Annotated in this window: 19 protein-coding genes, 1 tRNA gene and 2 pseudogenes; 11 read left to right on the top strand and 11 right to left on the bottom strand. The window is 63.6% G+C overall.

The annotated features are described in order from the left end of the window. Positions 1 to 25 precede the first annotated feature (25 nt). The 5 genes from ACI0FO_RS00385 to ACI0FO_RS00365 are packed head-to-tail and all read right to left on the bottom strand — an operon-like array spanning position 26 to position 6,440. Positions 26 to 658, bottom strand: coding sequence for a hypothetical protein (locus ACI0FO_RS00385; RefSeq protein WP_416023282.1), 633 nt, complete (start codon positions 656 to 658; stop codon positions 26 to 28). A gap of 46 nt (positions 659 to 704) precedes the next feature. Beyond that, complete coding sequence (gene pdeM, locus ACI0FO_RS00380; RefSeq protein WP_416023280.1) at positions 705 to 1,367, bottom strand: ligase-associated DNA damage response endonuclease PdeM; 663 nt, start codon at positions 1,365 to 1,367, stop codon at positions 705 to 707. Beyond that, the gene (locus ACI0FO_RS00375) at positions 1,348 to 3,813 is read right to left on the bottom strand and encodes a ligase-associated DNA damage response DEXH box helicase (protein ID WP_416023279.1); all 2,466 of its coding nucleotides are present in this window, start codon (positions 3,811 to 3,813) and stop codon (positions 1,348 to 1,350) included. Before ACI0FO_RS00375 ends, pdeM begins: the two co-directional genes overlap by 20 nt. Continuing rightward, entirely contained in the window at positions 3,810 to 5,414 is a 1,605-nt protein-coding gene (locus ACI0FO_RS00370) for an ATP-dependent DNA ligase (RefSeq protein WP_416023277.1), read from the bottom strand. The genes ACI0FO_RS00375 and ACI0FO_RS00370 overlap by 4 nt, the downstream gene beginning before the upstream one ends. 21 nt (positions 5,415 to 5,435) lie before the next feature. Then, positions 5,436 to 6,440 (bottom strand): ligase-associated DNA damage response exonuclease, encoded by a 1,005-nt coding sequence (locus ACI0FO_RS00365; protein WP_416023276.1) that lies wholly within the window; start codon positions 6,438 to 6,440, stop codon positions 5,436 to 5,438. Positions 6,441 to 6,648: 208 nt separating this feature from the next. Between ACI0FO_RS00365 and ACI0FO_RS00360 the strand changes: the two genes are divergently transcribed. The 3 genes and pseudogenes from ACI0FO_RS00360 (at position 6,649) to ACI0FO_RS00350 (ending at position 11,287) form a co-directional block, all read left to right on the top strand. Beyond that, positions 6,649 to 7,518 (top strand): alpha/beta fold hydrolase, encoded by an 870-nt coding sequence (locus ACI0FO_RS00360; RefSeq protein WP_416023274.1) that lies wholly within the window; start codon positions 6,649 to 6,651, stop codon positions 7,516 to 7,518. A 490-nt stretch (positions 7,519 to 8,008) separates the two neighbouring features. Continuing rightward, a pseudogene (locus tag ACI0FO_RS00355) lies at positions 8,009 to 8,116 on the top strand (ESPR domain-containing protein); the annotation flags it as partial. A 201-nt stretch (positions 8,117 to 8,317) separates the two neighbouring features. Then, the gene (locus tag ACI0FO_RS00350) at positions 8,318 to 11,287 is read left to right on the top strand and encodes an autotransporter outer membrane beta-barrel domain-containing protein (RefSeq protein ID WP_416024518.1); all 2,970 of its coding nucleotides are present in this window, start codon (positions 8,318 to 8,320) and stop codon (positions 11,285 to 11,287) included. Positions 11,288 to 11,537: 250 nt separating this feature from the next. Here ACI0FO_RS00350 and ACI0FO_RS00345 read toward each other — a convergent pair. Together ACI0FO_RS00345 and ACI0FO_RS00340 are read right to left on the bottom strand one after the other, a co-directional pair. Then, positions 11,538 to 11,613, bottom strand: a tRNA-Lys gene (locus ACI0FO_RS00345). A 165-nt stretch (positions 11,614 to 11,778) separates the two neighbouring features. After that, on the bottom strand, positions 11,779 to 12,525 hold the full coding sequence (locus ACI0FO_RS00340) for a 3-oxoacyl-ACP reductase family protein (protein WP_416023272.1): 747 nt from the start codon (positions 12,523 to 12,525) through the stop codon (positions 11,779 to 11,781). Between the two features lie 115 nt (positions 12,526 to 12,640). Here ACI0FO_RS00340 and ACI0FO_RS00335 point away from each other — a divergent pair, with 115 nt between their 5' ends. Continuing rightward, positions 12,641 to 13,285, top strand: a complete 645-nt coding sequence (locus ACI0FO_RS00335; protein ID WP_416023271.1) for a TetR/AcrR family transcriptional regulator — start codon at positions 12,641 to 12,643, stop codon at positions 13,283 to 13,285. Positions 13,286 to 13,296: 11 nt separating this feature from the next. After that, the gene (locus ACI0FO_RS00330) at positions 13,297 to 14,892 is read left to right on the top strand and encodes a GGDEF domain-containing protein (RefSeq protein ID WP_416023270.1); all 1,596 of its coding nucleotides are present in this window, start codon (positions 13,297 to 13,299) and stop codon (positions 14,890 to 14,892) included. 54 nt (positions 14,893 to 14,946) lie between these two features. On the opposite strand, the gene ACI0FO_RS00325 is transcribed toward ACI0FO_RS00330, so the two are convergent. Beyond that, positions 14,947 to 17,031, bottom strand: coding sequence for an AsmA family protein (locus tag ACI0FO_RS00325; protein WP_416023268.1), 2,085 nt, complete (start codon positions 17,029 to 17,031; stop codon positions 14,947 to 14,949). Positions 17,032 to 17,389: 358 nt separating this feature from the next. Between ACI0FO_RS00325 and ACI0FO_RS00320 the strand changes: the two genes are divergently transcribed. Beyond that, complete coding sequence (locus ACI0FO_RS00320; RefSeq protein WP_416023266.1) at positions 17,390 to 19,330, top strand: LTA synthase family protein; 1,941 nt, start codon at positions 17,390 to 17,392, stop codon at positions 19,328 to 19,330. Here the strand turns inward: ACI0FO_RS00320 and ACI0FO_RS00315 are convergent. After that, positions 19,299 to 19,919 carry a DNA-3-methyladenine glycosylase I gene (locus ACI0FO_RS00315; RefSeq protein ID WP_416023264.1) on the bottom strand — a complete coding sequence of 207 codons (621 nt, stop codon included), beginning with the start codon at positions 19,917 to 19,919 and terminating at the stop codon, positions 19,299 to 19,301. The genes ACI0FO_RS00320 and ACI0FO_RS00315 overlap by 32 nt on opposite strands. Before the next feature lie 150 nt (positions 19,920 to 20,069). Between ACI0FO_RS00315 and ACI0FO_RS00310 the strand changes: the two genes are divergently transcribed. Next, positions 20,070 to 20,531: a YkgJ family cysteine cluster protein gene (locus tag ACI0FO_RS00310; protein WP_416023262.1), complete on the top strand. Its 462-nt coding sequence runs from the start codon at positions 20,070 to 20,072 to the stop codon at positions 20,529 to 20,531. Between the two features lie 95 nt (positions 20,532 to 20,626). On the opposite strand, the pseudogene ACI0FO_RS00305 reads toward ACI0FO_RS00310, so the two are convergent. Together ACI0FO_RS00305 and ACI0FO_RS00300 are read right to left on the bottom strand one after the other, a co-directional pair. Then, positions 20,627 to 21,355 (bottom strand): annotated as a pseudogene (locus tag ACI0FO_RS00305) (alpha/beta hydrolase); the annotation flags it as partial. Between the two features lie 214 nt (positions 21,356 to 21,569). Further along, positions 21,570 to 22,346 (bottom strand): helix-turn-helix transcriptional regulator, encoded by a 777-nt coding sequence (locus ACI0FO_RS00300; RefSeq protein ID WP_416023260.1) that lies wholly within the window; start codon positions 22,344 to 22,346, stop codon positions 21,570 to 21,572. Between the two features lie 108 nt (positions 22,347 to 22,454). Here ACI0FO_RS00300 and ACI0FO_RS00295 point away from each other — a divergent pair, with 108 nt between their 5' ends. The 4 genes from ACI0FO_RS00295 (at position 22,455) to ACI0FO_RS00280 (ending at position 25,786) form a co-directional block, all read left to right on the top strand. Continuing rightward, positions 22,455 to 22,895, top strand: coding sequence for a transcriptional repressor (locus ACI0FO_RS00295; RefSeq protein ID WP_416023258.1), 441 nt, complete (start codon positions 22,455 to 22,457; stop codon positions 22,893 to 22,895). Continuing rightward, entirely contained in the window at positions 22,892 to 23,311 is a 420-nt protein-coding gene (locus ACI0FO_RS00290; protein WP_416023256.1) for a hypothetical protein, read from the top strand. The genes ACI0FO_RS00295 and ACI0FO_RS00290 overlap by 4 nt, the downstream gene beginning before the upstream one ends. Positions 23,312 to 23,461: 150 nt before the next feature. Continuing rightward, positions 23,462 to 23,749: an MSHA biogenesis protein MshH gene (locus ACI0FO_RS00285; RefSeq protein WP_416023254.1), complete on the top strand. Its 288-nt coding sequence runs from the start codon at positions 23,462 to 23,464 to the stop codon at positions 23,747 to 23,749. Between the two features lie 81 nt (positions 23,750 to 23,830). Further along, the gene (locus tag ACI0FO_RS00280) at positions 23,831 to 25,786 is read left to right on the top strand and encodes a hypothetical protein (RefSeq protein ID WP_416023252.1); all 1,956 of its coding nucleotides are present in this window, start codon (positions 23,831 to 23,833) and stop codon (positions 25,784 to 25,786) included. Positions 25,787 to 25,812 lie beyond the last annotated feature (26 nt).

Genomic DNA, 25,812 nt, shown 5'->3' with positions numbered 1-25,812 from the left:
ACCCATCGTTAAGCCAGCGCTTAACTCAGACTCGCCTGCCCATCAGCATCGCCAACCCGAACAACGCCCCCAACCCGCCGACGATCGCCAGCGGCACCGACGGTTCGCGCAGGTTCAGCGCCATCAAGGCCGCGCCCGCGCCCAAGGCCGTGATCACGGCGCCCACCAAGCGGGCGCCCGTCGAACCGTAGAAATTCGTCCGACGCGCCGCCTCGGTGCCGGCCGGCTGCCGCTTCTGCCACGCCTGAAGCGCAGCCTGGAATTCGCGCAGCAAACGTTCGCGGTTCGGTGCGTCGACAGGGCTTACGAGCAGCGTGGGATACCCCGGCCGCACCAGTTTCAGGAAATCGTCGGTCCCCCAGCGGGTCAAGTCGGCAAAAGCAACCGGCGCGCGCCGCGAGAACACCAGCCCATCGGGCGTCACCGTGATCCGGTTCCGGGTGGGAAACCCCTTGAAGGCGACGAGCGGAGGCGTCAATAGCCCGGCCAGCGCGACGATAACCGCCCACAGAACGGGCCCGCGATTGAACACCACAAGCATGAAGCCGCCGGCCGCCAACGCAAACGCCAGCGGCACCGAAAGCTGATGCCAGCGGGTATAGACCGCCGCCTGGATGCCGTCGTGGCCCTTTGACGCGGCGATCCCTTTTGTGCGCATTTTTTTCTCCATTCGCTTAGGTTGTTATTGACGGGCGCCATCCCGTTTACGACGGGCGGCCGATCGCCAAGGCGCTGCCTTCCACGCATGCGACGAGCCCGCCGCCGTCGCCCGCGCCGACGGTCTGGCCGCCCGTGAAGTCGGAAAACGCGGGCAACACGGTCATGCTATCGCGTAGCCAGAATGCGGGCCAAGTGCGGGGCACCCCAGGCACGCGGGTCTTGGGATGCACGTGCCCGGCAATGACGTGCCGGCCGTGCGGATCGGCGTGCGGCAGATGCCGGAACAGAAACGGCCCGTCGGCCGTCGATTCGCCCAATTGCCTGATGCTCAGCGCAGCGCCATCCAGCAAGCGGTCATGGTTGCCCGTCAGCGCCGCCACGTCCAGCGCGGCGTGCCGCTTGCGCCACTGCGTCCAGGCGTCGCGCCAGCCCGCCTGGGCCATCGGCCCATGCAGCACATCGCCCACGATCCATAGCGCCTTCGCGGTGGTGGATTCAAGCAGCCGGTCAAGGCGCATCAGGTCGGCCCGGGTCGCGCCTTGCGGAACGGCAATGCCGGCCTGGCGAAACACATGGCTCTTGCCCAGATGCAGGTCCGCGATGATCAGGCGCGACCGCGCCGGCCAGTACATGGCGCGATCGCCCAGCAGCACCATCGGCTCGTTCGCCAAGTTGATGGACAGCCCGTCATCCCGCGATTCGGGCATAGCGCTTCTCCAGTTGCGCGGCGGCTCGCCTCACGCGAGCCTGCCAGGTTTCCGTGCTGAGCTGGCCACGCAGGCTTTCCGTCCATAGCGGAAAGGACAGCGGCGTCAACGCGCGCGGCGTGCGCAGATCCAACGACCGACTCGCGCAATCATGCAAGGCCGCCAGCAAGCGCGGGGCTTCCAGCTGGATTTCAAGGACTTCCCTTTCCGCTTGAGCCAACAGCAGATGGTCGGGATCGTAGCGGCGCAGCACGTCGAACAACAGTCCGCTGGACGCCTGCACCTGACGCAGCGAGCGTGCCGCGCGCCCCGGCAGCGAAGGGGTCAACAGGCCGGCCACGCGCGCGATTTCGCGGAACTGGCGGCGCGCCAGCTCTCCCAGGTTGACGCCGTCGCGCAGGTCGGCGTCAGCCTGTTCGGGGCTAAGCCACTCACGCAGCCGCGCATCGTCCAGCTCCGCGGGCTCGGCCAACGTCAGCATCAGACCGTAGTCGTTGACCGTATAGGAAAACGTGTTGGCTTGCCGGCGGCCCCACCGCAGCGCGATCACGGCCGCCATGCCTTCATGGACGGCACGCCCCGCGAAAGGGAACAAAAACAGATGCATGCCGCGGCGCGTGATGATGCGCTCGGCCAGGAGACAGCCCGGGCCCGGCAGCCCACTGGCCGAGCGCTGGATTCGCAGCAACGGGGCCACGGCGCGCATCTCGGCGTGGCTGCCCGGATGGCCAAACAGGCTTTCGACCTCGTTCGCCAGCTGCGTGGACAACGGCATGCGGCCGCCTTGCCAGGTCGCCACGGGTCCATTGCCGCCCTTGGCGCGGCGCACATAGGCGGTCATGCCTTCCAGCCGCACCAGTTCCAGCGTCCGGCCGGCGAACTGGAAGTGATCACCCGGACGCAGGCGCGCCAGGAACCCCTCTTCCACCGATCCCAGCCCCCCGCCCCGCAGGTACTTCACCGAGACGGCGCCGTCGGCGGTGATGGTGCCGATCGACAGCCGATGGCGCAATGCGACGCGGCGGTCATGCACGCGGTAGCAGCCATCATCGTCCCGTTGCACCCGCCGGAACTCGGGATAGTTTTCCAGTGCGCGGCCGCCTTGGACGATGAAGTCCAGCACGGCCTGCCAGGTAGCGGCGTCCAGGGCGGCGTAGGCGTGCGTGCCCCGGACTTCGTCATACAGCTCGGCGGCATCGAAGCCGCCGCCCAACGCCAGGGTGACGGCGTGTTGCGCCAGCACATCCAGGCTGCCGCGCGGCGGCGGCCGCGACTCGATGGCGCCGCGCGCGATCGCCTGACGGGCGGCGGCGTACTCGATCAGCTCCAGCGCCTGTGCCGGCACGCAGATCACATGGCCGGACTCCCCGGGGCGATGTCTGGCTCGGCCGGCCCGCTGCAACAATCGGGCGACGCCTTTGGGGCTGCCGATCTGCAGCACCTGGTCCACGGCGGGAAAGTCGACGCCCAAATCCAGGCTAGACGTCGCCACCACGCAGCGCATGGCGCCTTCCCGCAGCCCCTGTTCGGCCTGCGCGCGCAGTTTGGGATCCAGTGAGCCGTGATGCAGCGCCAGCGTGGACGCCGCTTCGGGCCAGATGGATTCCAGTGCGCGATGCCATAGCTCGGCCTGCGCGCGGGTGTTGGTGAACAACAGACTGGTCCGGACATCGAACAGGCGCTTGAACACGCGCGGCAACTGGGACAGCCCCAGGTGCCCCGCCCACGGCAACGCGCCGCTGCGCTCGGGCAGCAAGGTCGATATGACGACCTTGCGGGGCGCGACGCCCGCGACCAGGGGGCTATCCGGCGCATGCGGCAACAGCACCGCGCGGGCCTCCTCCAGGTTGCCCAGCGTGGCCGACAGCCCCCATGTGCGCAACGCCGGCGACAAGCGGCGCAATCGCGCCAGGCACAGTTGCAGCAGCACGCCGCGCTTGTTGCCCAGCAGTTCATGCCATTCGTCGACCACGACGCAACGCAGGGCGCGAAAACGCAGCGACGCATCGGCGTAAGACAGCAGCAGCGCCAGCGACTCCGGCGTGATCACCAGCACGTCCGCCTTGCCTTGGCGAGCCAGGCGCTTGTCGCGCGCACTGGCGTCGCCCGTCCGCAGCGCAACCGTCCAATCAACCCCCAGTTCATCGGCCGTTTGCGCCAGCGCCCGTGTGGTATCGGCCGCCAGCGCACGCAGTGGCGTTACCCACAGCACGCGCGGCCCCGCCCCCGTCACGGGACGGGCCAGGGAAGGATCGGCCAAAGCTTCAAGCAGCGGTCCGCCAAACGCAGCCAGCGTCTTGCCGCTGCCGGTCGGCGTATGCAGCAGGCCGGACTGACCCGCCAGATAGCGGCGCCAGGTCTCGCGCTGGAACACCGCCGGCTTCCAGCCACGCGCCTGGAACCAGGCCGACAGCGGCGCATCCCAACCACGCGGCAATACCGTCATCGCGCCAGCGCCTTCAGGGTGTCCAGCTGATCGGCTTCAGCGGCGGGCTTGTCGTGCCGCCAGCGCAGGATGCGGGGAAAGCGCACGGCCACACCGGACTTGTGCCGCTTGGACAGGTTGACGCCTTCGAAACCCAGTTCGAAGACCTGCACCGGTTCGACCGACCGGACAGGACCGAACCGTTCCCGCGTGTGGGCCCGCAGCCAGCGGTCCAGGGCCAGAATTTCTTTATCGTCCAGGCCCGAATAGGCCTTGGCGATAGGCACCAGCGTGTCTCCCTGCCACAAACCAAAGGTGTAGTCGGTGTAGAGCGTGCTGCGGCGGCCATGGCCGGCCTGCGCGTACAGCAGCACGGCATCGATCGTCAACGGATCGATCTTCCACTTCCACCAATCGCCGCGCCGCCGTCCGCTCTGATAGCCTGCGCCGCGGCGCTTCAACATGAACCCTTCGACGCCGCGTTCGCGCGCTTCCTCGCGCAGCGCAGCGGCCGCGTCCCAGCTGTCTGGCGCCACGATCGGCGAAAGGCCAAGACGCGCATCGGGCTGGCGGCGCAGCAACGCTTCCAGCTGCTGGCGGCGTTCGGCCTGGGGCAGTTCGCGCAAATCGGCGCCGTCCCGTTCCAGCAGGTCGTAGGCCAGCATGCGAACGGGCGCGTCGGCCAACCACTTGGGGCCGGGTTTCAACCGTTGAATCCGCGTTTGCAACGCCGAAAACGGCATGGGCTGCGCCGCGTCCTCTTGCCATGCAAGCAGCTCGCCATCCAGCACGCAATCCACGTCCAGCGCCGCCGCGGCGGCTTCCACTTCGGGAAAGCGGCCGTCCAGGCGTTCTTCACCGCGCGACCACAACGCCACCTCGCCATGGCGCCGGATCAGTTGGGCACGAATGCCATCCCACTTCCATTCCAGCAGCCAGTCATCAATGGGGCCGAGCGCCGACGGCGGACTTTCCAGCGGCGACGCCAGAAAGAACGGGTATGGCTGCTGGCGGTCGCCGGGCAAGTCCTCGGCACTGAGCAAGTCGCGCAAAAAAGCCGGGCTGGGTTCCCAGGCGCCCAGCATCCGCTGCGCGATCCGCGCGATCGGCACACCCGACATCTCGGCTAACGCCTGCTGCACCATGCGTTGCGATACGCCGACACGCAGCGCGCCCGTCAGCAGCTTGTTGAATACCAGGCGCTCATCGAACGGCAGCCCCAGCCACGCCGATACGACGACGTCGCGCCGCTCGGTCTCGTCACGATTGGCGACAGGCAGCAACCGCTCTTCGATCCAGTCCGCCAAGCCGCGCTCCGGCGCGGGGTGAGTGGGGTCGGGCATCAGCAGGGCCAGCGTTTCGGCCAGGTCGCCGACCTGGTCATAACTGGCGTCAACGAGCCAGGGCGCGGTGCCCGACGCGGCGGCTGCCCAGGCGCGCAATTCGGCCACGCCTGCGACCTTGCGCCGCGCGCTGGTGATTTTCCCGCCAGCAAGCAAATAAAGCGCCCAGGCGGCATCGCGTGGCGGCGCGTCCCGGAAATAGGCGGCCAGCGCGCCACGCTTGTCCAGCGTGGCGGTGCTGCGGTCCAGCTCTTGATACAGCGCTGCGAATCGCTTCATGCCAGGGCGCGCCTCCTAGGTCTAGTCGTCTTCACCATACTGGGTAGCCAGCGTTTCGGCCGCCACGCCGGCTTCGTTCAGGGTGCGCACCAGCGCGTCGGTGTCGCCATGCGTGGCGATGACGCGGCGCGCGCCGGTGTCGTGAATGGTGCGCAGCAAATCCGGCCAGTCCGCATGGTCTGACACGACAAAGCCGCGGTCCATGTTGCGGCGGCGCCGGTTGCCGCGCAGCCGCATCCAACCCGAGGCGAAACCCTGCTGGGCTTTGCGGAAACGCCGCAGCCACGCACTGCCAGCGGCCGATGGCGGCGCAATGATCAGTTCTCCTGCAAAGCCGGCCCTTGGGGCCGACGACTCGCCGTCGGCGTCGATCACCCCCAGCGTGTCGGCCATGTCGATGCCCACCCGCCGGTACACATCCACGCCGGCCGCGATAGCGCCATGCACATAGACTGGCCGGCCGATGCACGGCTTAAGCTCAGCCAACACGCGCTGCGCCTTGCCCAACGCGTAGCAATAAAGAATAGCGGCCTCGCCGCGCGCCGCGCAGTGATCGCGCCATTGCACGATGTCCCGCGCGACGTCCGCCGTGTCGGGCCAACGATAGATGGGCAAGCCGAAAGTGGCTTCGGTGATGAACGTGTCGCAAGGAACGACTTCAAACGGGCTGCACGTGGGGTCCGGCTGCCGCTTATAGTCGCCGGACACGACCCAGATCTGGCCATCGGCTTCGATGCGCACCTGGGCGGAACCCAGCACATGGCCAGCCGGATGCAGCGATACGCGGGCATCGCCCAGGGTGAACGGCTGGCCGTACTCATGCACGCGATAGTCTTGATCGCCCAAACGCCATTGCAGAATCGGCAGACCTTCGGCGCTGGTGTGGTAGGAGCCCATCCCTACCCGGGCGTGATCGCCATGGCCATGCGTCAGCACGGCGGTCGCCACCGGCCGCCATGGGTCGATGTAGAACTGGCCTGCCGGACAGTACAGGCCTTCGGGACGCAATTGCACGACATCGCGCATGGGGCTCTCCGGGCACAGCGCTTGCTGACGAGGCGTTCAGGTTCCCGCAGGGCACTACCCCGCGGGCTGGAAACGATTCACGATACTCCAAAAGGAAATATGCGAACTCATCACATCCTGATGCTTATCGTGCTTGTGGTCATTCTGTCCGTCGCGCTATCCGTCGTGCCCTGGTAGCGCCCGGCTTCCCGGAAACCCAGAGGCTCATATGACAGTGCCTGTCCAACATCGCCGCATCCGCGTCGACAACATCGACACCTTCTATCGCACAGCGGGCCCGCCGGACGCGCCGGCGATCCTGCTGCCGCACGGATACCCCTGTTCTTCCTATGAATTCCGCAACTTCATACCTTGCCTGGCGGACCGCTGGCGCCTGATCGCGCCGGATTACCCCGGAGCGGGCTACAGTGCCACGCCCGATGATTTCGATTACAGCTTCGATGGCTATGCCGCCTTCCTGGATCGTTTCGTCCAAGTGCTTGGCCTGCACCGCTTTGCGCTTTACCTGCACGACTTCGGCTCGCCCATCGGGGCGCGGCTTGCCATCCGGGCGCCCCATCGGGTAACCGCGCTGATCATTCAGAATGGCGACGTGCCCTATGAAGACGCGTTGGGCCCCAAATACGCAGACATCGAAGCGACCTGGGCATTGCCGCCAGCCGACATGCGCCGCGCCATCGGAAACAACATCACTGAAGCGAGTTTTCAGGAAGAATTCCTGAACCATGTCGGGCCGGACATCGCCGGCCGGATTGCCCCGGACTTATGGAAACTGCATTGGTCGCTGATGACGCCCCGCCGCAAAGAGGTCGCCATCGACTTGATTGCCGGCCTGAAACAAAACCGATTGTGGTTCCCACGGCATCGGCAATACTTGGCCGACCACCAACCGCCCACGTTGATTGTCTGGGGGCCGCAGGACCACTACATGCCTGAAGCTTCCGCCCGGGCTTATCTGCGCGACCTGCCGAATGCGGAACTCCACCTGCTGAGCGGCGGCCATTGGCTGTTGGAAACGCATCTGGATGAGGTGGTCGCGCTGATAAGGGCATTCCTGCAACGGACACATGCCGCCTGATCACCCCGCCATGCAGGAAACGCTGAAAGGCGTTCATTTCAATACGAAGACGTCTACGACTTTAGTCTGATGTTGTATGTTCGGATGTCTGTTCCAATCGCCTGTCAGGTCTATTGGGCTTTTCGCCCAAACATCCACTATTCATCATTGATTGCTGACGCACTGCTGCATAGCAATGCGCCAGCAATCAATGATGAATAGTCGGCCAAAGAACTCCGCCCCATCCAACTTCAGGGATATTCGACGGCTCCGAAATAAGACGTGATCGCGCATTAGTCGCCAAATCTCGTTGACGAAAGCAGTCTCCCCCAGCATCTGGAGTCATGTTCCGCTCACCTTTGGCTATGGCAGTTGAAAGCGGCACGCGAAGCCTGTTTTAGTGGGCACTTTGTCCTTGGCGCGCGCCAGGACGTGCTTGCTCAGCTTATTCGCCCGTATTCGCGATCGGCCCACAACGGCGGCGTACGGATCTTCAAAGAACAATAGAATCATGAATCACATTTTCCGAATTATCTTTGATCGTCAACGCGGGGTTTGGACGGTCGCCAGTGAGAATGCAAAAGGCCAGGGGAAAACGTCTGGACGCTCCGCGCGAACAACGAAACGGGGCCGAGAAATGCGTGTGAGCGACCTGTTAACAGGTGGTGTCCGATTTTCGGCAGGTATCCCCCGAGGGTTAGGCCTGACATTGATTTTTGGCCCACTTGCATTCGGAATAATGTCTCCAAGTCGGGCCCAGACATGTGCCGCATCACCATGCGTTGGCATTCAGGTCTTCGAGGCGGATATCCCCGGGGCAATGACCTCGGACTGGACTTTCTACGACAGCAGCAAGCTGGCCGCCTCAGTCGCCAATGCCGTGAGCGGCGGACCGCAGTTTTTCTATGACACCAGCACGCTGGCCGCCTCGGCCGCCAATGCCGTAAACGGCGGGACGCAGACTTTTTACGGTACCAGCAAGCTGGCCGCCTCAGTCGCCAATGCCGTGAGCGGCGGAACGCAGTTTTTCTTTGACTCCAGCACGCTGGCTGCCTCGGCCGCCAATGCCGTCAGCGGTGGGATGCGGGATTTCTCCGGTACCAGCACGCTGGCCGCCTCGGCCGCCAATGCCGTCAGCGGCGGGACGCAGATTTTCAATAACACCAGCACGCTGGCTGCCTCGGCCGCCAATGCCGTCAGTGGCGGGAGGCAGATTTTCTATAACACCAGCACGCTGGCCGCCTCGGCCGCCAATGCCGTCAGCGGCGGGGAGCAGAGTTTCAACGTCAGCAGCACGCTGGCCGCCTCAGCCGCCAATGCCGTGAGCGACGGGAGGCAATATTTCTATGACACCAGCACGCTGGCCGCCTCGGCCGCCAATGCCGTGAGCGGCGGGAGGCAGATTTTCAACGGTACCAGCACGCTGGCTGCCTCGGTCACCCATGCCGTGAGCGGCGGAAGTCAACTTTTCACCGCAACTAGCACGCTGGCCGCCTCGGCCGCCAATGCCGTCAGCGGGGGGATACAGACTTTCACCGGCCGCAGCATGCTGGCTGCCTCGGTCGCCAATGCCGTGAGCGACGGGACGCAGACTTTCAATAACACCAGCACGCTGGCCGCCTCTGCCACCAATGCCGTGAACGGCGGGACGCAGACTTTCAACGGTACCAGCACGCTGGCCGCTTCGGTCGCCAATGCCGTCAACGGTGGGACACAAACTTTCTATAAGGGCAGCACCCTGAATGTCGGGGCCACCAACGCCTTGACCCAAAAGACAGACCTGTCGTTCGACAATATTGGCGGCGGCACGGGCGGCATTCTTGCCCTTAACGGTTACAGCACAGTCGCTGGCCGAGTAATGAGCGTGTCTGTTGGCAGCGGCACCATTGTCAACAATGGTGCCGCCGACGCCGTCCTGACGGTCGACGGGACCCTGTTGGGAGATTCCGTTTTTTCAGGGCTCATCGCCAATGGCAGTAGCGCGGGCACGCTCGGATTGAACAAAGCAGGCAGCGGCACGCTGACCCTGTCCGGCGCCAACACCTACACCGGCGATACCCAGGTGCAGGGCGGCAAGTTGATCGTGGGCAGCGTCTCGGGATCAGCCGCCGCGATCGTGGGTCGTGTGTCGGTCGCCAATGGCGCCACGCTGGCGGGTCACGGCGCGGTGGGCAGCACAAGCGTTGCTGCAGGTGGCACGCTGGCGCCCGGCAACTCTATTGGCACCTTGACGGTCAACGGCGACTTGACCATGAGCGCGGGTTCGATCTATCAAGTCGAGGCCAACCCGACGAGCACTGACAGCACCCGGGTGGCCGTGACAGGGGTGGCAAACTTGCTTGGCGGTTCCGTGGTTCATGTGGGGGCGGATGGCACATACACGCCAGGCTTGAGCTACACCATCCTGACCGCGGGCGCCGGGATAAATGGGGTCTTCGCCCAGGCAACCTCCAACTATGCATACTTGATCCCGAAACTGGATTACACCGCCACGGCGGTGACGCTTGCGTTGGACAAGCGCCAGGTGCCGGTGGCTCCTACAGATCCTGTCACGCCTACAGATCCTGTCACGCCTACAGATCCTATTACGCCAACAGACCCTGTCACGCCAACGCCCTCCCCGCCGATGCGAGATATCCGGTTTGCGGACTTGGCCGATACGGGCAATCAACGCGCCGTGGCCAATGGCCTGCAAAGCCTACCCGAATCGAATGAGCTATATCAACGCATTCTGACCCTGGCTGAAGGTGCCCCGCCTGCCACGTTCAACAATCTGTCTGGCGAGGTTCACGCCAGCGTCACCTCAGCGCTCCAAAGTAGTGCCGAAGGCGTACGCGCTGCGCCGTTCAAGCATTTGCGAAACAGCCTGTCCGCAGGGCGGGTTGCGGGCGCACCCACGGCGGATGCCGGGGTGAGCGACGCGCCCATCGCGACTCGCGTGCTGCCGAGTTCTGCCGCGCAGCCGGCCTGGGCTGAAGTGGTGGGTCATTGGCAGACGCTTAACGGCAACGGCAATGCTGCGAAGACAACGCAGCAAATGGGCGGCTTGTTCGTTGGCACCGATCATAGCGTTGGCAACGGCTGGAGGCTGGGCGCCGCATTGGGCTACACCGACAGCACGATCCGTACCGATGCACGCGCCTCCAAGGCCGATGCGAGCAGCTATAGCGCGACGATCTATGGTGGAAGAGCATTTGACGCAGGGCCAGGCAAGATCAATCTATTGATGGGCGGGGCCTACACCTGGCATGACCTGAGCACCACGCGCAACGTGAATACGGCCGGGCTGAATCAGACCCTCAAGGCTGACTATGGCGCGAGCACCAGCCAGCTCTTTACGGAATTCGGCTATGCCATACCGCTAGGCGCGGCCACCATTGAACCGTTTTCGGGTATTGCATGGAGCGATACGCGGACTCGCGGGTTCTCGGAGTCGGGTGGATCGGCAGCGTTGAGTAGCCAAAGCCAGAGCAACAATCAAACCAGCGCAACCTTGGGACTGCGTGGCGCGACACCATATGCGTTGGGGCGAACTACTGGCATGCTGCGGACTAGTGTCGGCTGGCGGCACGCGTTTGGAGCGATCACGCCAGAATCCACGATGGCCTTTAATGGTGGCCAGGTATTCACGGTGGCTGGCGCGCCGATTGCACGCAACGCGGTATTGACGGAGTTGGGTGCAGACCTGGCGATCTCGCGCAATGCGACAGTGGGCCTAAATTACAGTGGCCAATATGGCGGGGGCAACCGTGAGAACGCGGGCTCGGTCAATATACGTTGGCGCTACTGAACATAAGAGGAATTGAACAAGCTCCCCTCGTCTGAACGGACTCGCAAGCCACTTCCGTAGAGCCGTTCAGGCGGTGTGTGGTCAGTGGCTTGCTACCTGCTGGGAAGGCCGCGAATGTCGCCTGCAAGACAAGCTCACCCAGCCATATCGCTGTCCACGCCGCGACGTCAAGTTTTGGGCAAACTCAGATGCGCAATGAAAAAACGCCCTAGTCGCTTAGCGACTAGGGCGTTCATTTCAATACGAATTCTGGTGGGCTGTGAGTGGCTCGAACACTCGACCTACGGATTAAGAGTCCGCTGCTCTACCAACTGAGCTAACAGCCCTGCAATCCACTCATTTCCGATTCGTTTTCAACCGCGCTTTACCGTTGCCGGCGCCGTGCTGTTGGCTGCGTTTCGTTATGTGTGTAGTGCGAAGAAGCAAGATTATATGTAGGTTTTTTGGTTTGTGCAAGTCATGCGCCAAAAAAACTATTCACACCCGCCGCGTTACGCCGCGTAGCCGCCGTCCACCGCCAGGCTCGCGCCCGTGATGTAGCGCCCTTCGGGTCCCGCCAGGAAGGCCACCATCCCGGCGATATCGCGGGTTTCGCCATAGTGCGGCAAGGACAGCACAGCCACCAAGTCGCCAGCGCGTTCACCGTCGGCCGGATTCATGTCCGTGTTGATCGGGCCAGGATGCACCACGTTGACGGTAATGCCGCGCGTACCCAGGTCACGCGCCAGGCCTTGGGTCAACCCGACCAGCGCAGACTTGCTGGCGGCATACAGCGCCACGCCGGCGCGGCCCGCGCGGCCGGCCAGGCAGCTGCCGATATTGATGATGCGGCCGCCGTCCGGCATCGACGCCTGCGCCGTGCGGATCGCGACGAAAGGGGCGCGGACGTTAATGTCCATCGTGCGCTCGTAGTCGTCGACGCTGGTGTCGCCAATCAGGCCCGCGACGAAAATCCCGGCGTTGTTGACCAGCACATCCACCGGGCCCAATTCCTTGATCGCTGCTTCCACCGCCTGTCGTACCGCCAGCGCATCTTCGGAATCGGCCTGAATCGCAAGCGCGCGGCGCCCCGCCGCGGCCAGTTCCTTGGCGAGCGTCTGCGCGGCGTCGGCGGACGACGCGCTGACATAGGTGAACGCCACATCGGCGCCATCGGCCGCCAGCCGCCGCACGATAGCCGCGCCGATGCCCCGGCTGCCGCCCGTCACGAATGCCACTTTTCCAGTCAAATTGCTCATGGCCCATCCTTAATTTGTAGTGATCAATACAAATATCATCGCTGCACCAGGAACCGCGCGTCAATCATTTTTTTATCGATCAACACAAAAATAATGTGGCAGGTAAAATCGCCGGATGGCAGAACGTGGGCGCCCCCGGAGCTTCGACCGGGCCCAGGCCTTGCAAAAGGCCATGGAAGTTTTCTGGTCGAAGGGATATGAAGGAGCATCGCTAACCGATCTGACGGAGGCGATGGGCATCAACTCGCCCAGCCTTTACGGCGCGTTCGGCTCAAAAGAAGGACTATTTCGCGAAGCCGTCGAGCTCTACCGCGAAACCGAAGGCGGCTCGTCCCGGCGCGCGCTGCAAGACGCGCCCACCGCGCGCGGCGGCATCCAGTCCATGTTGATGGCCGCCGCCGAACGCTTCACCGCCCCCGGCCAGCCTCCCGGCTGCATGATCGTGCTGGGCGCGCCGTCGGGCAGCGTCAACCACGCCAGCGTCGGCGGCTTCCTGTGCGATAACCGGCGCGACATGCAAGGCCGCATCCTGGCCCGCCTGAACGCGGGCGTCAGCCAAGGCGAATTGCCCGCCGGGACCGATACGAAAAGCCTTGCGGCGTTCTACACGACTGTCCTGCACGGCATGTCCATCCAGGCCCGCGATGGCGCCAGCCGCAAGACGCTCCAGGGCGTGGCTCGCCAAGCCATGTGCGCATGGGACGCCCTGACCGGCGGCCAGCCGCTTTCCGGCCTTCCGCCGGGCAGCACCCGCAGCTGACGGCGACTGCCATGTTCCGCCTTGACCTTCGGCGCCTCATCCTGTGGATCAGCCTGCTGTCGGTCGTCCTGGTCTTGGCCGGGGGCCTGCACGCCAGCTATCTGGTCCAGCGTGACCTGCTCCTGCGCAACGCGCTAGAGGTCAACCGGGCCTATGCCTCCAAACTGGCGTCCACCACCGATACGTTTCTTAGCGATGTGCGGCGGTATCTTGCGTACAGCGCCGATGTGCTTGCCGACATGGAATCCCGCCCCGAGCTGATGGCTGAAGAGACCCGGCGCCAGCAAGGGCAACTGGGCCACTTCAATTCCAGCGTCGTCGTGTCGCCGGCGGGCAAAGTGATCGCGGTGTCGTCCGCCTATCCGGAATTGCTTGGCCAGCAGTTGACCAGCGACGCATCCGAAAGCGCTATCCGCACCAAGCAACCGCTTATCAGCGAGCCCTACCGGACCGCCACCGGCCGTTGGCTGATCCTGTATTCGTACCCCATCTTCTCGCGCGACTATCGTTATCTTGGCTACATCGCCGGCACGCTGTACCTGCATGAGGACAATGCGCTGGACCGCCTGCTGGGCCACCATTTCTATCGCGATGACTCCTTCCTGTACGTGATGGACCGCAACGGCACGCTGATCTATCACCCCGACCGCAGCCAGCTGGGACACAAAGCGCCGGACGACGAGGTCTTCGCGGCCGCCCGCCGAGGCGAAACCGGAGAACAGCGGTTCACGGACAGCCAAGGCCGCGACATGCTGGCGGGCTATGCGCCGGTGCCCAGCACCGGCTGGAGCCTGATCGCGGAACGTCCGGTGGCCAGTACGCTGCAACCCTTGAGCGACCTGGTCATGACCACCGCTGAAAACGCGCTGCCGCTACTGTTGCTGTCGGTGGTGTTGATCTGGCTGCTGTCGCGCTGGATCGCGCGGCCGCTGGGCGAATTGGCCAGCATCGCGCGCCACATGCAGGACCCGGATTCAGCCGCGCGCATCCGCAGCGTTCGCTCCTGGTACTTCGAAGCCGCGCAACTCAAACGCGCGCTGCTGACGGGGTTGGCGTCGATCCATCACAAGATCCGCGATCTGCGCCGCGAAACCACGACGGATACCTTGACGGGTCTGCTCAACCGTCGCGGCCTGGACGAAGCCTTGGCGATGCTGCAGGCCGACGAGTCGCCCGTGGCGCTGATGGTCATCGACATCGACCACTTCAAGCGCATCAATGACCGCTACGGCCACACCGCCGGCGACCAGGCGCTACAGGCGCTGGCCACGCTGATGAGTGAAGGCTCGCGCAGCGGCGACACACTGGCGCGGTCCGGCGGAGAAGAATTCGTCATCCTGATGCCCGGCGTATCGCTCACCGCGGCCATCTCCGCTGCGGAGCGGCTGCGCCAGCGGCTGGCTGCGCAGCCGGCCCCCGGCGCCGTCGGTTCGACCATCACGGTATCGGTGGGCGTGGCGCGCTACCCCGACCACGGCGCCACGCTGAATGCCGTCGTCCAACGCGCCGACCAGGCGCTCTACCACGCGAAACACCATGGCCGCAACGCCGTATGCGTGGCCGACGACGACGTGCGTGACGGCGCGCGCCACGTGTCGCCGGGCTGAGCCGCCAACGCTTCAGGAACGCTTCGCCGGCGTCCTCGCTGGCGCCGGCTTGCCTTACTTGCCCTTGGGCGCGGCAGGCGCTGGCGCCTTGGGCGGCTTGCGCATCTGCTCCAGCAATGGGGCGCAGGCGTTTTCGTCGGTCGTGCTGGGCGCGATCAACGCCAGCAATCCGGCCGCCGGCGTCAGCAACACGCCCAATGCCACCATGCCCGCCCCGCGCGCCGCCAGCGGCAGCACATGCACGCCCACGTCCGGCGAACCGAAGGTGCCGCGCACATACAACGGCGAACGCAGCGAAAAGATGCGGAATCCCTTGCTATCCGGCGTAATGTCCATATCCATCGTTTCGTTTTTGAAGTCGGCGGTGCCGGTGATGCTGATCAACGCGTTTTCGGTATCGAACACGAACACGCGCGGCGTCATCACGCCGTTCTTCATAGCCAGATCGGCCGCCCCGCAATTGATCTTCACTTCATCATCGCCGAACAGCTTGGACACCACGTAGTTGCCCACATTCAGCCCTGCGATCTCCATCAGGCTGCGGCTGATGACGCCATCATTGACCAGCATCTTCACGTCGCCCGTCGCCGAGCCCAACAATGCGGCCACTGAATTGCCGGTGCCGCTGATCGCCAAGTCGCCGTTCAGTTCGCCCAGTGTCTTCTGCATGGCCTGCGTCGCCGGGAACAATTGCTTCAGGCGCATGCGGCGAGCGTGCAGGTCAACGCGCCCCGTCAGCGCTTCGCTGGCGCCATCCAGCTTGATGGTGCCGTTGATGTTGCCGCCGGCGATGCCGAACCGGAACGGGTCCAGCGTCAGCTTTCCGTCTTGCAGCACCACGTGCGCGGACAGGTCCGACAACGGCAGCTTGCTGTCATGCACGATGCGCCCCGCATCCAGGGAGACGTCGGCGTCCATGTCGCGCCAGCGGTCGGTACGAAAAGCTTGCGTGGGCAGCACCTTGCCGCCCTTGGGCTTGGCGGGTGCGTCCTTGGCGCGGTCGGCGGGCGCCGCCGCCGTGCCGCCTGCGGGTACGCCGATCAGCGGTCCCAGGTCGACCATACGCAGTTGCTTGGACGACAGCTTGCCGGTCAGCTTCGGGCGCGGCTCGCCTAGTGCAAAGGTGATGTCGCCATGCAGGTCGCTGTTGCCGACCTTGCCGTTGAAATTCTTGTAGTCAAACACCGCGCCGCCCGGGTTCTGCAGCTTGGCGACCAGATGCCCGTCGGTGGAATAAGGCGGCGTGTCCGGCAAGGTCACGCCCGTCAACGGATACAGCTGCGCCATCGACGCGCCCGACAGCTTCAGCCGCAAATCCAGCGCGCCCAGATTGGCCGGATCCGTCAACGTCCCCGTCACTGCCGCCTTGGTGCCTCCGATCGCGACATCCGCCTGCACCGGGAATGGCTGCTTGGCATCCTGCAACGCAAGCATTCCGCCCACCTTGCCTTCACCCTTGGTGGCCAGCCCCTTGAACTTGCCGTCTACTTTCCAGCCAAACACGTAATCACGGGGCACGGGCGCCGCGCCGTCTTCCGGCACGAACGCGGCGCCCGCCACATCCGCGAACGGCACCGGTTTGCCCAGCGGGTCCACCAGCACGGTCAGGTCGGCCTTGAGGATTTCGTCGACCAGCCCGACCCGCCCCTTGTCGAATCCGATTTCGTTGATGTCCAGCACCCAGGGCGAGGGCTCGCCGGTATCCGGCATGGTGAACACCCAATTGGCGCGGCCGTCGGCCAACCGTTCCAGGTCGGCGGCGGGTTCGGTCAGCTGGATGCGGCGGATGACCACCCGCTGGCTCAAAAGCGGCAGCGGCGCCAAGCTGAACTCGCCGCGCTTGAGCGTGGCGAAATGCGGGGCTTTGGCCCAGGGCGCGTTGCCTACCGAGATGTCGTTGGCGATGACGCGCGGCCATGGCACCCAGCGCCGCCATCCATCTTCATCGGGCTGGCGCTCCCAGTTGACGCTCAGGTCGCCATTGATGGCGAAGGGACGTCCAATGGCAGCGCTGGCGCGCTCGTTGATCATGGGTTTGGCCCGGTTCCAGTCGAAAGTGGCGATCACCACTCCCAGCACCAGCACGACGAGGGCCAGACCCCCTACAATCCCGATCGCTATTTTTCTTGTGCGCGTCATGGTTATTATCCTTGGCGTTGTGGCCAGCCTACGGCCGCCGGCCCTCTGTTACCTGCAAGGGTATCGCGGCCTACTGCAAGGGTTAAGCCAACCGGCCCCATAATGTGTGCGGATCTTTCCGCGCACGAAACGCCTGGGCGGCCCAGGCCGCGCGGCGCCCCGTCGCCGCCTGCGGGTTTGCGCAGCACGTCGTGTTCCCGGCCTCGACGCGCGACAGTTACAAAAAGAAATGGCTATGCCCCCCGGAAAGTGACCGGAATGCGGTAACTCACTGAATTTTCAACGCGCCCCCTGCTCCAATGCGCGGACGATTGATTCCGCCCCACCGGGTCGGATAGCAGAACAACCTGGAGGCCTGATGCGGCATTCAACTTTGATTTTCGTGGTCGCGGCGTTTGCGCTGCTGACGCTGAGCCGCCTGGCGCTGGCCGCCTGGCAATGGCCGCGCGTGCGCAATGCCGGCGGCCTGTTCCCGCTGCTGCTGGGCGGATTGCGCATCGACGCGCATCAGATCGCCGTGTTGGCCGCCCTGCCCGCCGTGCTATCGCCCTTGCTTGGGCACTTCGCGATCGCCGCGACGATCACGGGCTATTGGTATCTGGCAGCCTTCGTTCTGCTGGCCTTCCTGGAGGTAGCGTCGCCCCCATTCATCGTGGAATACGACACGCGGCCCAACCGGCTGTTCGTGGAATATCTGAAGCATCCGCGCGAAGTCTCCGGCATGCTCTGGCGCGGCTACAAGCTTGCGCTGCTGGGCGGCCTGGGCGGCGTGGCGCTGATCGGCTGGGGCGCGTATGGCCTGTTCGGCCATGCCCAGCCCGACGTGCAACTTACCTGGTGGCAAATGCCGCTTGCCAGCGTGATCATCCTGGCCATCGTTATCCTTGCCATCCGCGGCACCCTGGGCCACCGCCCCATCAATCCGTCCTCGGTCGCCTACAGCTCGGACGGCATGCTCAACACGCTGGCCCTGAACTCGCTCTACAACGTGTTCTATGCCATCTACAGCATGAAGAACGAGAAGTCGGCATCGGACGTGTACGGCGGCATGGACGACGCCAAGATGCACGATCTGGTGCTGGCGCAATCCGGGCTGCCCAACCCGCCCGCTAATCCCGACTACCCCAGCCTGCACCGCCAACCCGCCACGCGCAAGACGCCGCGCCCGCTTAACCTGGTGATCATCCTGGAAGAAAGCCTGGGCGCGCAGTACAGCGCCGACCTGGGCGGCGCCAACCTGACGCCGGAGCTGGACGCATTGGCGCGGCAATCCTGGACGTTCACGCGCGCCTACGCCACCGGCACCCGCTCGGTGCGCGGGCTAGAGGCAGTGGTCACCGGGTTCTTGCCCACCCCGGCGCAAGCCGTGCTGAAGCTGCCCCGTTCGCAACGCGGTTTTTTCTCGCTGGCCGACCTGCTGGGCCGTCACGGCTACCACTCGCGCTTCATCTACGGCGGCGAATCGCACTTCGACAACATGAAGGGCTTTTTCCTGGGCAACGGTTTCAAGCAGATCGTTGACCGCGCCGACTTCGTGGCCCCCGCCTTCGTGGGCACCTGGGGCGCGTCGGACGAAGACATGTTCAACCAACTGGACCGGTTGCTGCGCGAAGACGCTGACCAGCCCACCTTCACGCTGGCGTTCAGCGTATCGAACCATTCGCCTTGGGAATACCCCGCCGGCCGCATCCAGACGGAAGGCAACCCGGCCACGGTGGAAAACACCGTGCGCTACGCGGACTGGGCCCTGGGTCGCTTCTTCGAACGCGCCAAAGCATCGCCCTATTGGGAAAATACGGTCTTCCTGGTGGCCGCCGACCACGATTCCCGCGTGTTTGGCGCCAGCCTGGTGCCCGTGCGCCACTTTCACATTCCCGCCGTGATCCTGGGCGCGGGCATCGAAGCGCGCCGCGACGACCGCCTGATCAGCCAAATCGACCTGCCCCCGACCCTGCTGTCGTTGATTGGCGTGGACACCGAACACCCGATGATCGGCCACGACCTGACGCGCAGCACGCCCGGCCGCGCCATCATGCAGTACGACAGCACTTACGGCTATCTGAAGGAAAACGATCTGCTGGTGCTGGCGCCCAACAAGACGCCCTTGCAGTACCGCTACACCGCTCCGGAAGACTACGCGCCCGTGGCGTTGGACCCGGCGCTGGCAACCGAAGCGCTGGCCCACGCGCTGTGGCCCAGCTGGGCCTACCGCGAAGGCCGCTACAGCTTGCCAGGCATTGTGCCCGAGCAGGCCAGCGCGCCTACTGTTACGCCGGCCGCCGGTCCGCCGGCCGCTTGAAGTCCCGCCGCGCGTTTTCGCTAAGCGCGTGGCAATGGCACCCCGGGTTGTGATCGTTCACCATGCCCACCGACTGCATGAACGCGTAGACGGTGGTGGGTCCCACGAACTTCCAGCCCAGTTTCTTCAGCGCCTTGGACAAGGCGACGGACTGCTCGGATGTTGACGCGCCCAACGTAGAGGATGCGCCTGCCGGGGCTTCGAAGCGCCAGAAGAACGCCGCCAGCGAGCCCTCTTTTTCAATCATCTCCAGGGCGCGCGCCGCGTTGTTGATGACGGCTTCGATCTTGCCGCGATGCCGGACGATGCCGGCGTCGGCCAGCAAAGCCAGCACTTGTTGTTCGCCGAACGCCGCCACCTTGGCCGGGTCGAAGTCGGCAAAACCGCGCCGGAAAGCCTGACGCTTGTTCAGGATGGTGCGCCAGCTAAGGCCCGACTGGAACCCTTCCAGGCAAAGCTGTTCGAACAAGGCGCGGTCGTCGCCTTGCGGACGGCCCCATTCCTTGTCGTGATAAGCCATGTATTCGGCGGACGTATCGACCCAGCCGCAACGGGCCAGGCCGTCGGGAAAATCGGTTTTTGCGTTCAAGGCGTTGCTCCAGGCGGCAGTCAGGCCACCGATGCTACCCCAGCAACGTCCCCGAAAAAAGTCGTAGCGGCCGCAGTCCGAATCCCGCTACTATTTGCGCCCTGATCCCGCGCCGGCCGCGGCCTGGACAGGCTTTCGAATTCTCCCCCCATGTCCCTGCTCGAGACCGCTGTCCTGACGTTCGTGTCGCCCGCCGTGCTGGCTGGCGACCACCCAGACGCAAACCCCTGCCTGGATTGCGGCGCTTGCTGCTCGCACTTCAGGGTGTCGTTCTATTGCGGGGAACTCGCTGGCGAAAATGGCGGCCACGTCCCCGTGGAACTGGTCACCCAGATGAGCCCCTTGCGCGCCTGTATGAAGGGCACCGAGATAGGGGGCGGCCGCTGCATATCGCTGCGCGGCGAACTCGGACAGCCCGGCATCCACTGCGCTATCTACGAAAACCGCCCCACGCCCTGCCGGGAATTCGACATCTGGATGCCGGACGGCTCGCCCAACCCTGATTGCCAGCGCCTGCGGATTGGACTGGGCTTGCCGCCCGTGCCGCCGCGCCCCGATGCGGAAAACGATCCGCAAGGCCCGCTGCTTCCGGACCAGCCGGCCGCAGCCTGAGCCGGCGCGCCAGTCACCGCTGGCCGCTTGCGCGCCCGCACCAACTCGGGGTCCTTGCCTAGAAAGGCCAGCACGTCGCGCATGACGCGGTCACGCTCATGGTCGACGCAGATCATGTGATAGCTGTCTTGCAGCATCACCACCGTCGCGCCGGGAATGCGCGCCCCAAGAAAGCGGGCAGACCTCGGACTGGTCAGTTCATCCTCTTCGGCGTGCATGATCAGCGTCGGGCAATCCAACCGCCCAAGCCCTTGCTGGACCATGCCGCGCAAGCGGTCCACTTGCCGCAAGCACGCCAACGGCACCCACTGGTAGTGAAAGCCGTCGCCGCGCGCGAAGCCCGCTTTGATGAAAGCGCGCACCAGCTCGCTTTTCACGCCGTAAGGGTCCTCTTCCCGAACCCGGATCCGCCGCGGTACACCCGGCACGTGATACAGCAGATATCGCAGGCCCCGATACCACGGGGTGCTCCAGCCATCCAGAAACACGGGCGCCGACAGCGCCACCAGCGCGCCGCGCGTATGCGATTCGCGCTTGCACAGCTCCACGGCCAGCAACGCGCCCAGGCACATGCCGATCACATGCACCACGTCGTACTGTCCACACAGTTCGCGATAGCGCCGAGTCACCACCTCCATCCAGTCCTCCACCCGCACGTCCAGCAGGTCTTCAGGCTGGCCGGCGTGGCCGGGCAACGTCACGCCGTGCGTCTGAACGCCTGCGCGCGCCAGCACCTTGTGCAACGCACCCATATCGAATTCCGTGCCGCCCAACCCATGGATAAGCAACGCACCGGTGCGCCGCGGCCTCAAAAGGTCATTCATTTCTCACCCCAAGAACAGCTCGGGCGGACGAATAAATCCTTGCCCGCCCCGTGCCGCCATACTAGGGACAGGGCGCAAATGAAGATCCGCAAAAATGTCGGAGAAACGTGAAGATGCGTAAAGGCGGCATAGGCACGGCGCGCACGGCGCCCGCGACCGTAATGGCCGCAACGCCGACTGCGGCGCCAATGGCTACCGCCGCGACCGCGCGCGGCTAGCGGTCCGCCAGATAGCGGGTCGGCGTCATGCCGAAGGCGCTGCGGAAGCTGCCGATGAACGCACTGGTGCTTTCATAGCCCACCGACAGCGCGGCCTCGGTGACCGAGCAGCCGCGGCTCAGCATCTCCAGGGCGCGCAGCAATCGCGCCTGCTGTCGCCACTGCCCCAGCGTCACCCCGGTTTCTTGCCGGAACCGGCGCATCAAGGTCCGCGACGACATGTTCAGGCGCTGCGCCCATTCGTCGATGCCCGCGGTATCGTCCGGCGTGTCCAGCAGGGTATTGGCCAGATCCTGCAAACGCGGATCGGCGGGCATGGGCAACAACTGGGGCGCATGTTCGCGGTGCTCCAGCTCTTGCAACAGCACGTCGAACAACTGCTGTTGGTACGCGCCCGAAACGGCGCCGTCCTGCGTGTTGGTGAACCTGTCGATCAGGGCTTCGATCAGCTTGGACGACGGCCAGGAACGGCAGTGCGGCGGCAACCGGTCGCAGACGTCGCGCCGCACATACAGGAATGATCCGCGCGCCTCGCCGAACCAACGGGCGCCGTGCTGTGTGTCCGGCGGGATCCACCCCAGGCTGCCCGGCATCACCGTCCAGACCTCGGCCGCGGCCTGCACCACCACCAGCCCTTCGTGCACCAGCACCAGCATGCCCTCGTCATGGACGTGCGAAGGTACCGCAATGCCTTTCGTTTCGCGGCGGCCTTGCACGCGGAACGGGGTCAGCAGCACGTCGGGAAGCGGGTCGGCGATAGCCACATGAAGCATGGTTGGCAGGTTTGAGCTACAGGTTGACGGGTTCCCGTTAGCGGGTTCAGTTGAAAATGTACATCATTCTCATCAGTCGGGCATCAGCCCCCCGAACGGAGAAACCACATGGACACCACGCGGCTGCGCGACGCCGGCATCAAAGCCACTTTCCCCCGTCTGAAGATCCTGGACATTTTCTATCAGCACGCCAACCAGCACATGAGCGCGGCAGACGTCTACCGTAGCCTCATCTCGGACCGGAGCAGTATCGGCCTGGCCACGGTTTATCGCGTGATTACGCAACTTGAAGACGCTGGACTGCTCAAACGTACTCAACTCGACGCGCACAGTACCGTGTTCGAGCTCAACGACAAAGGGCACCACGACCACCTGGTCTGCACGCATTGCGGGCAGATCCTGGAATCCAGCGATCCCGCCATGGCCCAATTGGTCAGGAAAATCGCCAAGCGTAGCGGCTTCACACTGGATTCCTACAGCCTGGTGCTCTACGGCGGCTGCGGCTGCAAGCCCGGCGCGCATGCTCATCCCCACGGAGAATTCGAATGAACCGCGATCAATTTTTCTTCCACGACCTATCCCACTTCCCCATCGTCACCGCCAAGCACGGCGGCGCGCCCAAGGGCTATTCGGCAAGCTGGATCCGCGAAATGGAACTACTGGTGAATAACCCCCAGACCTTCGTCATGGTCGTGCCCGACATGCGTCACGAAGCCGGCCATGACGATCGCAAGGCCATGATCGAATGGCAGACCGTCAACATGCCTCGGCTGAAGGCGCGCTGCCGGGCGTTCATCGCCGTCGAACGCGACACCGATGCGCTGGACAAAATCCGCAAGCAAGGCGAAAAAATGGCTCGCGCCTTCGGCATGCCGTTCCTGGCGGTGGCCACCCCGAACGAAGCCATGCAATGCGCGCGCGAACTGCTGGGCCATAGCGGCCCCGGAGGCTTCGTCGTGGATTAAATCGCAGGGCCAAGCTCGTCCGTGTGGCGGACGGCCCGTGATGCAGGGCTTTCCATCAGCTTAAGCTTTGGCGCGCCAAGCCGTTGTCTATGGCAGGGGTCGCCATATGTGGCGCCATCCGCCGCAACCAGACACTGAGCCGCCAAACGCATGAACCGCGCCCTCGCCTGTAATTTCTGCCACTCAACGCTGGCGCAAGGCGCGTCGCTACTTGAGAAAAACGGCGGAGCCATCTGCAAAAAATGCGTGGACCTGTTCGCCGATCTGTTCGCTGAACGGGCCTGGGCCATGGCGGCCACGTTGCAGGAAAGGTTGGACGTGCTGCTGGAAGCAAGCCAACGCGCGCTGGTGCAAAGCGAATCGCTGGCCGAGCGCGCCCGCACTTGCGGCCTCAGTCTGGATGAACTGGCGGGCACGCCAAACCGCACGCTATCCTAAGCCCGTTCCAAGCGCGACAGCCGGGAACAAGATGAGCGGGCGGAGCCACATAGCGGGTAGATCAATCCAGGAGCCCCCCCTATGTCGTCCAATATCACGCTACCTCTCGCTACTGCACTGGGTCAGACCGACGCAGCAGGCGACGATGCCCACACCGCGAACATGACCGCCGTGCAGGCGTCTTCGCCAAGGGTGATTACTGACCATAACCGACTCGATCGAACGACCCAGGCTTTTGAGCCCGTGGACACCACCCACATCAGTTCTCTTCCGTTAGAAGTCATGTTTCACATACTAAAAGAGGGCAAAAGCTCCGAACTGGCAAGGAATTTTGGATCTACATGCAAGGCGTTCAGCGGGCTGCGCGAAACCATGGAGCGCGGGCCATTGATAGTGCGCGCAGATGAAATTCTGGATTTCTTTGAAGCGCTAGACAACAGGACTCGTGTCTTCCTTGCTCTGGATTCGCTTGTTCTGGAGAACATTGGCGGTGAGCTAACCGGAGAGCAGTTGGCGCGACTGCCCAAGACACTGACACATATAACGATCATCGGCGGCGCACTGCGCGACGTGAGCCCCGAAAACCTGCGCCAGTTTTCCCAGCTGACGCTCGGACTGAATAACGTCAAAGCGAACACTGATTTTATAGCAGCAATCAACTCGTCTCATCGCAAACTGGAATTGCTTAATTGCCGGGGCGCATTGAATAATTTTCAGAATATCCTTCGACTCGATAATATCGAAGAGTTAACGCTGGTCAGCACGCTTCCATCCGCCCCCGGACGTAAGGGCTTGGAGATCGGAGACCAGCTATCCGATCTTTTCCAAAAGCGGAATCTTCGTCATCTGCATTTTTCGGTCGCTGGATTGGATTCGGCCACTCTAGGAAGGGCTTTAAGCGAGAGTACGATCCCTTCCCTCACGCTGGGCCACTGCGAGACGACGTTCGTAACCCACTGGCTGGCACGCAATACTCATATTCGCTCGCTTGGCTTCTTCGGCGGCTCTCTACATCCTGTCCAACTCGCTTCACTGACACAGATGAACGGCCTCCAACAGTTCACCGCAACGTCCATGAACGTATCGGAGGGTTGCGTAGTCAAGCTATTGACGAGCAGTTCGCTTTTGCAAATCTCGCTGAAGGATTGCAATTTGATGGATGGGCACCTGCGCGAGGTACACCATCTGACGCCAGAAACTCTGCAGCAATCTCGTCTTCAAAGGCTTGACATCATCGGGCACGGCAAAATGAGGCTTGAGACGCTGAAGGACCTGGCCGGGGTCATGCCACGCCTCTCCATTTTTGCCAATGGGCTGGCAATGCTGGCAGGACAGGAAGTACGCAAGTTTTTCGATGACGTTCAGCGTCATGCGGAAAATTATGCCGGACTTGCTTCGCTGGAAATAAATTTTGAAGCGTCGCAAATGGACAATCTGCCCCAATTGCCGCCATCAGTGCAAACATTAAAGCTGAAAGAAGGCAATCTGCAAAGCGTAGACGCGGATGAACTCGAATCCTCCGCTTTGACGATCGTTTCCGCGCTACGCACCCAGTTCAGCACTATGGCATTCCAGTCACTGGCAACGCGCCCCGGCATGACAGAATTGACTCTGCAAGAGTGCGGAATAACGGACTCGCATTTAGTGAACTTGAAAAATAACAAACCTCAAGCCCCGTATTCGCTCAGCATTCTGAGACTGATTGATAACAACGTCACCTGGCAGGCAACCGACGCCATTGAGCAACTATTTCCTGAACTGTCCATCTACGCGCCGCATTTTGCACGACTAAGAGGCCAAGAGGCGATCGACTGTTTCAAAGCACTAACGGTCAACCTCAAGGCCCACCAGAAGCTTCAGCATCTATCCTTGCATTTTCCTTCAGATTTCGCGCTGGACATGGATCAGCTGATGCGATTTCCTAAAATGCCGAACCCCGTTTTTTTGAGCGGTGGCAAGCTCTTGAATCCGATGAACCTTCCTCTAGCGCACATTCCGTCCCACGTGGTGTATCAGGATACAAACGGGGCGGCGTAGCAGGGTCGTCCGCGTGCTCGGCGCCT

Origin of the sequence: Achromobacter marplatensis (assembly GCF_049060505.1) — a bacterium.
Lineage (GTDB): Bacteria > Pseudomonadota > Gammaproteobacteria > Burkholderiales > Burkholderiaceae_B > Achromobacter > Achromobacter marplatensis_A.
Note: the sequence above shows the minus strand (reverse complement) of the source record. Positions and strands in the feature narration are given on the sequence as shown.